This window comes from Arthrobacter sp. 10T44 (assembly GCF_056393885.1).
This window is the reverse complement of record NZ_JBFTGT010000013.1, coordinates 34,755-41,925: the sequence shown is the minus strand read 5'-3', so window position 1 is coordinate 41,925 and position 7,171 is coordinate 34,755. Positions and strand designations below refer to the sequence as shown.

Annotated in this window: 6 protein-coding genes and 1 pseudogene; 5 read left to right on the top strand and 2 right to left on the bottom strand. The window is 68.1% G+C overall.

Annotated elements, in window-relative coordinates:
- Positions 1 to 869 (bottom strand): annotated as a pseudogene (locus tag AC1DBL_RS16485) (13E12 repeat family protein); the annotation flags it as partial.
- A 107-nt stretch (positions 870 to 976) separates the two neighbouring features.
- Between AC1DBL_RS16485 and AC1DBL_RS16480 the strand changes: the two are divergent.
- On the top strand, positions 977 to 1,501 hold the full coding sequence (locus tag AC1DBL_RS16480) for a hypothetical protein (RefSeq protein WP_476917615.1): 525 nt from the start codon (positions 977 to 979) through the stop codon (positions 1,499 to 1,501).
- A gap of 21 nt (positions 1,502 to 1,522) precedes the next feature.
- Here the strand turns inward: AC1DBL_RS16480 and AC1DBL_RS16475 are convergent, their stop codons facing one another.
- A complete protein-coding gene (locus tag AC1DBL_RS16475; protein ID WP_476926497.1) occupies positions 1,523 to 3,073 on the bottom strand; it encodes an amidohydrolase in 1,551 nt (516 codons plus the stop codon).
- Between the two features lie 360 nt (positions 3,074 to 3,433).
- Here AC1DBL_RS16475 and AC1DBL_RS16470 point away from each other — a divergent pair, with 360 nt between their 5' ends.
- The 4 genes from AC1DBL_RS16470 to AC1DBL_RS16455 are packed head-to-tail and all read left to right on the top strand — an operon-like array spanning position 3,434 to position 7,012.
- On the top strand, positions 3,434 to 3,814 hold the full coding sequence (locus tag AC1DBL_RS16470) for a DEAD/DEAH box helicase family protein (RefSeq protein WP_441419271.1): 381 nt from the start codon (positions 3,434 to 3,436) through the stop codon (positions 3,812 to 3,814).
- The gene (locus AC1DBL_RS16465) at positions 3,811 to 4,866 is read left to right on the top strand and encodes a zinc-dependent alcohol dehydrogenase family protein (RefSeq protein WP_476926496.1); all 1,056 of its coding nucleotides are present in this window, start codon (positions 3,811 to 3,813) and stop codon (positions 4,864 to 4,866) included. The genes AC1DBL_RS16470 and AC1DBL_RS16465 overlap by 4 nt, the downstream gene beginning before the upstream one ends.
- A complete protein-coding gene (locus AC1DBL_RS16460) occupies positions 4,863 to 5,312 on the top strand; it encodes a flavodoxin family protein (RefSeq protein ID WP_441419273.1) in 450 nt (149 codons plus the stop codon). Before AC1DBL_RS16465 ends, AC1DBL_RS16460 begins: the two co-directional genes overlap by 4 nt.
- Entirely contained in the window at positions 5,309 to 7,012 is a 1,704-nt protein-coding gene (locus AC1DBL_RS16455) for a DUF4389 domain-containing protein (RefSeq protein ID WP_476926495.1), read from the top strand. The genes AC1DBL_RS16460 and AC1DBL_RS16455 overlap by 4 nt, the downstream gene beginning before the upstream one ends.
- Positions 7,013 to 7,171 lie beyond the last annotated feature (159 nt).

The window sequence follows — 7,171 nt, the reverse complement described above, 5'->3', positions numbered from 1 at the left end:
GCGGGGACGATGCCGTAGCCGGGGAGGCGGGCGGGTTCGCTGTCGGCCTGGAAGAGGGTGCGGTCGGTCATGATGAGCTGGATGTCGATGCCGCTGATCCCGCCGGCTTTGCCGGTGGTGCGTTCGACCAGGGCGTCGGCCATCAGCTGGCCCCGGGAACGGGGATCCCCGGCGGCGCGGGCAGCGTCTGCGTGCCGGGTGAGGGCGGCGTGCACGGCCACGCCCTCCGCGACGGGCAGCAGGGCAGTGAGTAGCACATGGTGTCCGGTGCCGGGCGGAGGCTGACGTGGCGTTCGGTTTCGGCGCGGCCGGCGCGCCCGGTGATGGAGCGCGGGTCCCGCCGGTACGCCGCGGCGCGGGCCGCGGCGATGATGGCGCGGTCGCCCGCGCCGGTGAAGGTCCCGGCGTCGGGGGCGAGTTCTTCGTCGACGGCGGCCCGGTCGGCTGGGGAGAGGCCGGCGGTTTCGCGGGCCAGGAGGGTGGCGCGCCATTCGTTGAGCTGGCCGGTTTCCAGGGCGGTGAGGGTGTGCGGCATTTCGGTGACGAGGGCTTTGGCGAGGCCCAGGAGTCTCCCGCCTTTGGCCGGGGGGTTCGTGGCGGGCGAGGGCGAGCTGCGCGCCGACGCCGGTGCCGAGCTGGTCGGCGGGAACGCCGGCCAGGGATTGTTCGCGGCGCTGGGACAGGTCGAAGGCGACGGCGTCCCGGGCCTGCCGGGCGGCCAGGGCTGACTTCAGGTCCTCCAGCTCGCGCGTTTCGTCGATGAGGGCCGCTGCGCTGGCCGGGGCGGGGATTCCGGCCAGGATCCGCGCAAGGTCCGCGACCGTTACGCTGTCCGTCGGAGCCACGTCGGGCCCTTGCTTGCCGTCCATGGAATCCAGTCAATCAGGCACCTGTGACAATTAAGGCGGCCGAGAAACCGCCGCCTCCGTAGGCACCAAGAGCACCGCCACGCCTAAAAGCCCAAGCCAAGGAACCCATGCCGATCAACAGACAGTCACTGAAGCAGGACGGCTTCACCGGGTTCCGGGCGCTAACGGAGTTGGACATCAACCGGATCCCCCAGAAACCCGGCATCTTCGCCGTGCTGCTGCCCGAGAGCCCCGGGCCGGGTAGCGCCCGGCCTCAGTTCCTCGCCAAGAGCACGGCTGGCATCTTCAAGAAAAAGGATCCAACCCTGAAGCCCGAGGCGCTCGACGTCGAATGGGTCGACGGTGCCGACGTTCTCTACGTGGGCAAGGCCGGACCGGGCAGCAAAGGCAACCGGGGGCTGCGCCGGCAGATCCAGGAGTTCGTGGACTTCGGCAAGGGCAAGCCGCCGGGCCACTGGGACGGGCGGCTGATCTGGCAGCTCGCCGCCGCCAACAAGCTGATCATCGCGTGGAAGGAGCTACCCGTGGACCAGCTCGCCGCGGCCGAAGCCGGCTACCACGCCGCGTTCATTGCGGACCACGGCAGGCTGCCTTATGCCAACCTGGTCCAGGCCCGCGTCAAGGGCGCCTAGCCGGTTGCGCCGCGCGCCCAGCTAAAACCCGCCGCGGTGCGTGAACCGCCCCGCCACCAGCGTCGCGGCCACCGGCATCGCGGCAAACTCGGCGTCGGAGGCGGCCAGCGGGTCGGCGTCGAGCACGACGACGTCGGCCGGGTCGCCGACGCTGATCCGGCGCCGTCCGCGCGACGACGCAGCCAGCGCCTCCTGCCGGGTCAGCGCCTGCTCCGGGTGCCACGGACCGCGGCCGTCCTGCCGGGTCCGGGTGGTGGCGGCAGACATGGCCGTCCAGGGTTCCAGCGCCGCGACCGGAGCGTCGGAGCCAAGTGCCAGCGTGGCCCCGGCGTCGAGCAGGGAGCGCAGCGGGAACGCCCGCTCCGTCCGGCCGGCCCAGTTGGAGTCGGCCGCGTCGCGGTCATCGAGGGCGTGGGCGGGCTGCACGCTGGCGGTCAGGCCCAGTTCGCCGAACCGTGCGAAGTCTTGCTGCCGGACAAACTGGGCATGCTCAATCCGGCCCCGTACTCCGGCCGCCTCGAAGGCGTTCAAAGCCACCTCGTTGGCGCCGTCGCCGATCGCGTGTACCGCGGGGACGAACCCGGTGTCGCGGGCCCGCACCAGCAGCTCCAGCAACTCCGGCTCGCTGACCGTGAGCAGGCCGCGGCCGCCGTGCGGGTAGGGGTCCACGCAGTACGCCGTGCGCGTGTTCAGTGAGCCGTCGATCAAGACCTTCAGCGGACCCACCTGAAGGAGTCCGCCGCCCTCCGGAACCTGCTGGCCGGTCCGCATCCCCGCGCCGACGGCTCGGTCCAGATCCTGCGGATAGACCCCCGCATCAACGCGGAAGGAATCGAACCCCGCCGCGATCCGCCGCAGCCACGTATCCCGGTTCCAGACCATCTCGAAGTCGACAATCCCCACGATGCCCCGCGCAGCGGCTGCCTTCCCGGCGTCGCGGACCATGGCGTCGACCGCGGCGTCGGGCAGTCGGCCCAACTCCCTGGTGAGTTCAAAGGCCGGATCCTCGCGGAGCAGCCCGTCCGCACCCACGGCCACGCCGTAGCGCCCGGCGGCCGCGGTGTTGAGCCACACGCAGTGCAGATCGTGGCTGATCAGCGCCGTGGGGACGCCGGCGGTTGCGCCGTCGAGCAGTTCAAGACTGGGCATGTCCGCCCAGACAGCGTCGCGGAATCCGACGCCGACGAGCGTCCGGCCGCCGGCCGCGGCGCCGCCGGAGCCTCTACCTTCGGCCGCCCCGGAACGCTTTTCATTCAGCTGGGATTGCACGACGGCGGCCGCTTCCCGAGCGGAGCCTGCGCCGGAAAGATCGATCCGGCCCGCGGCCAGGGCCCACTGGGTCATGTGGACATGCTCGTCCCACAGCCCCGGCATCACGAAGCGCCCGTCCAGGTCCACTACGTCGAGACCGCCCGCCGAAGCCTCCGACGACGGACCCCGCGAGCCCGCGGGCACAATCCGAGCAACAATGCCGTCCGTAATGAAAATGTCACACAGCGTCATTTCCCCCGGCTGCCGGACCGAGGTGAGGGCAAGACCCGGCTGAGCGGCGGAAACGGCTTTTTTCGGCATAGGAACAGGCTAGGGCCACCTGGGGGTGGCAACAATTCGCGCACCACTGGTCACTGCCAACACACGCCTCCCAGTCGCCCGAGCCCCGGCGCGTGCAAGGGACTTTCGCCCCCTTGCCCGCGAACAGCACGGAGGTCATTCTGGAATTGGGGCGGTTCCTGCACGGCCATGGGGGATGAACCGCCTGCAAGCATTTTCGGTCTCGCTAGGACCCTGGGGTGAGGAAATGGCATTTGCACTTTCCAGCTTGGGCAGGAAAGGCAGGAGACCATCCAACATGTCTAGTCAATATTCTGTCGCAGCCGATGCGCACACGACGACCGCCACCACGGCTGCGCAGCGGGGGAGCTCTGAGAACGCATGAGCCCGCTGCGACACTTGAACCAAGCCAGCCGCGCCCGGTCTTTCCACGCACACCCCTCCCACGGCGATCCGCGGATTAAGGTGGTCATCCGGATCGACCCCGCGGAGGAGTCCGCGCGCGTCGAGGTGCGCGGCGTCGTCACGACCGCCAACATCCGGGCTCTCTACGTGGTGTGCCGCCGAGTGACTTCCAGACTCGCAGGCTACGAGATCATCGTGGACCTGGCGCACGCCCGGGTCACCGCGGCAGCTTTCGAGGAACTCCGCGAGCACGCCCGCCAGTCCATCGTTTCTTCCGGCATTGACTCGTCTGTCACCCCCTGCCGCCTGCGGATCGTCGATCCGCACGTCATCCTCAGAACCAAGGAGCTCGCATGAAAGCCCTCGTGTACGGCGGCCCCGGCCAGAAGTCCTGGACGGACGTCCCGGATCCGAAGATCCAGAATCCCAGCGACGTGATCGTCAAGGTGGATACCACCACCATCTGCGGCACGGATCTCCACATCCTCAAGGGCGACGTGCCCGCCGTAACCAAGGGCCGGATCCTCGGCCACGAGGGCGTAGGAACCATCACCGAGACCGGGTCCTCCGTGACCGGACTGAAGGTGGGGGACCGCGTCATTATTTCCTGCATCAAGTCCTGCGGGCACTGCGCCAACTGCAAGACCGGGCTCTACTCGCACTGCATGGGCGAGGAAGGGCAGTCCGGGATCGGCTGGATCTTTGGACACCTGATTGACGGCACACAGGCCGAATACGTCCGCGTCCCCTACGCCGAAAACTCGCTCCATCTACTGCCGGAGGGTGTGAGCGACGAGCAGGCAGTGATGCTGTCCGACATCCTGCCCACCGGGTTTGAGATCGGGGTGCAGTACGGCCGGGTCAAGCCCGGCGACACCGTGGCCGTGGTGGGTGCCGGCCCGGTCGGGCTTGCAGCAATCGCCACCGCGGGCCTCTATGGCGCCGCCACCATCATCGCCATCGACCTCGACGCGAACCGGCTGGAAAAATCACGCGAGTTTGGCGCCACTGACGTCGTGCTTTCCGGGGACGCCGACTGGAAGGACCAGGTCATGGTGCTCACCGACGGGCAGGGCGTGGACGTGGCGATCGAGGCTGTCGGTATCCCGGCAACCTTCAGCATGTGCACCGACATTGTCCGTCCGGGCGGCAACGTGGCCAACGTGGGAGTGCACGGAAAATCCGTGGAACTTCACGTGGAGGACCTCTGGATCCGGAACATCAACATCAGCATGGGTCTGGTCAATGCCATCACCACCCCGATGTTGCTCAAGCTGGTAGCCCAGGACAAGGTGCCGGCAGACAAGTTCGCCACCCACCACTTCAGTTTCGACCAGTTCATGGACGCCTACGACACCTTCGCCAGAGCCGCGGAAACGAAGGCCCTGAAAGTGGTGATCACCGCATGAAAGCCCACGTTGTCTACGATTCGGCGTTCGGCAACACCAAATCCGTGGCGGAAGCCGTTGCCGGCTCGCTCGGCGAACTCCACGCCACACCCGTGCCGGTCAACGAGTTTTCCCCCGACGACCTGGCTGCGGGGGACCTGCTCGTGCTTGGAAGCCCCATCAACGGCTGGCGTCCGACGCCGAAGATCACGGAGTTGCTCTCGACGCTTGGGGACGGCCATCTTAACGGGGTCAAAGCGGCAGCGTTCGACACCCGTGTCCGGATGTTCGTCCACGGCGACGCGGCGAAGAAGATGGCGCACGCGCTCCGGGACAACGGCGCCGACATCATTTCCGAGCCTATGCCCTTTTACGTCCAGGGCAGCGAGGGGCCGTTGCGGCCCGGCGAAATCGAGAAGGCCGCACGATGGGGCAAGTCACTGCTGGAGGCGTTGGAACGGCCATGAAACCGGGCCGGATTGTCATGCTGGTGCTCGGCACGCTTGCGGCGCTGCTGGGACTGGGACTTCTCGCCGGGGCCGGCTTCACCGGTTGGGCCAATTACCAGCAGCGCGACGGCGGCTATTTCACCACCCCGTCCGAGCGCTACACGGTGGACTCTTACGCGTTGACCTCGCCGCGGCTGAATGTCATGACCGACGCCGGACCCGCCGGAGTCGACCCGGCCGCGGCGGCCGGCAGCGTGATGCTGCGCGGCTCCGCTGCGGACTCGGCGCAGCAGATCTTCATCGGCATTGCTCCGCAGGCAGATGTGGCCGCCTATTTGAGCGGCGTCAAACATTCCGAGCTGACCGAGGTCCGCTTCTCGCCTTTCCGGGCCGAGTACCGTGATGTGTCCGGAACCAAGCCTCCGGCCCGGCCTGCGGATCAGAAATTTTGGACGGCGTCCGCCACCGGGGCCGGCAGCCAGGAACTCAAGTGGGACCTGCGCTCCGGGAACTGGGCGGTCGTGATCATGAACGCCGACGCGAGCAGCCCGGTTTCTGTCGACCTCCGCGGCGGTGCCCGCTCGGACCTCCTCTGGCCAATCTTCCTCGGGCTACTGATCGGCGGCATTGTGTTGCTGGCCGTGGGTGTCCCGCTGATTGTGGCCGGCGCAGCCGGGCTGGGACGCGGCAGGCCGCCGCAGGGTCCCGGGCAGCAGCCTGGGGCTCCTTACGCCGGCGCTCCACACGCCCCGGCTCCTTACACAGGTGCTTCCTACGCCGGCGCTCCCTACGCAGGTGCCCCGTATCCGGCGGGACCGCTGCCGTCCGGCGCCCCTCCCGGGGGTTATGTCTATCCGGCCCGGCTCAGTGGCTATCTGGACCCGCAACTGTCCCGCTGGCTGTGGCTGGTCAAGTGGTTCCTGGCCATCCCGCACTACATCGTGCTGTTCTTCCTTTGGTTCGCCTTCGTCGTCACCACAATCGTGGCCGGCTTCGCGATCCTTTTCACCGGCCGCTATCCGCGCTCGCTGTTCAACTTCAACGTGGGCGTGATCCGCTGGAGCTGGCGGGTGGCGTTCTACTCCTACGCGGCGATCGGCACGGACCAGTACCCGCCATTCACGCTGGCGCGCACCGGCTATCCGGCGGACTTCGACGTCGACTACCCGGAGAAACTGTCCCACGGCTTGGTGCTGGTGAAGTCATGGCTGCTGGCCATCCCACATCTGCTCATCGTGGGGGTCCTTACCGGCACCACGAGGGTCTGGGGCAGCCGCGAGGGTTACTGGGACGACGGGCAGTGGGTCCAGCAGAACGCCGGCATCTCGCTGATCGGGCTGCTGGTGCTCATCGCGGGCGTCATCCTGTTGTTCACCGGCCAGTACTGGCGCGGGCTGTTCGACCTGCTGATGGGCCTGAACCGCTGGATCTACCGCGTCATCACCTACGTGGCCCTCATGCGGGACGAATACCCGCCGTTCCATCTGGACATGGGGCCCACCGACCCGGGCGACCTCCAGCCGGTGCCGACCGCCGGCCCTCCGCCAGCCCCCGCGTACGGCCAGCCGGCACCCGGCCCGGGCCAGACTGCGGCCCAGGCCGGAACGCCCGAGCAACCCGGGCCGCCGGGCTTCTATGGGATCGGCGGCCCGTCCGCGTCTGTTCCTCCGGAAGTTCACGAGGGGAGAGGCGGCCCGGAGGTCCCTCCGCGTCCCTAGGCCACCCCAGATCGTCTCCTGCGGCAGCCGGGCACCTCACCGAGGAACCCGGCTGCTGGACTACGTCCGCTGGGCATGCACAATCCTCCTGCAAAACATTTCTACATGCATCTGCATCCAAACGGCCCCACGCGCCGGTAGTAGGGGTGTAAGCAAATA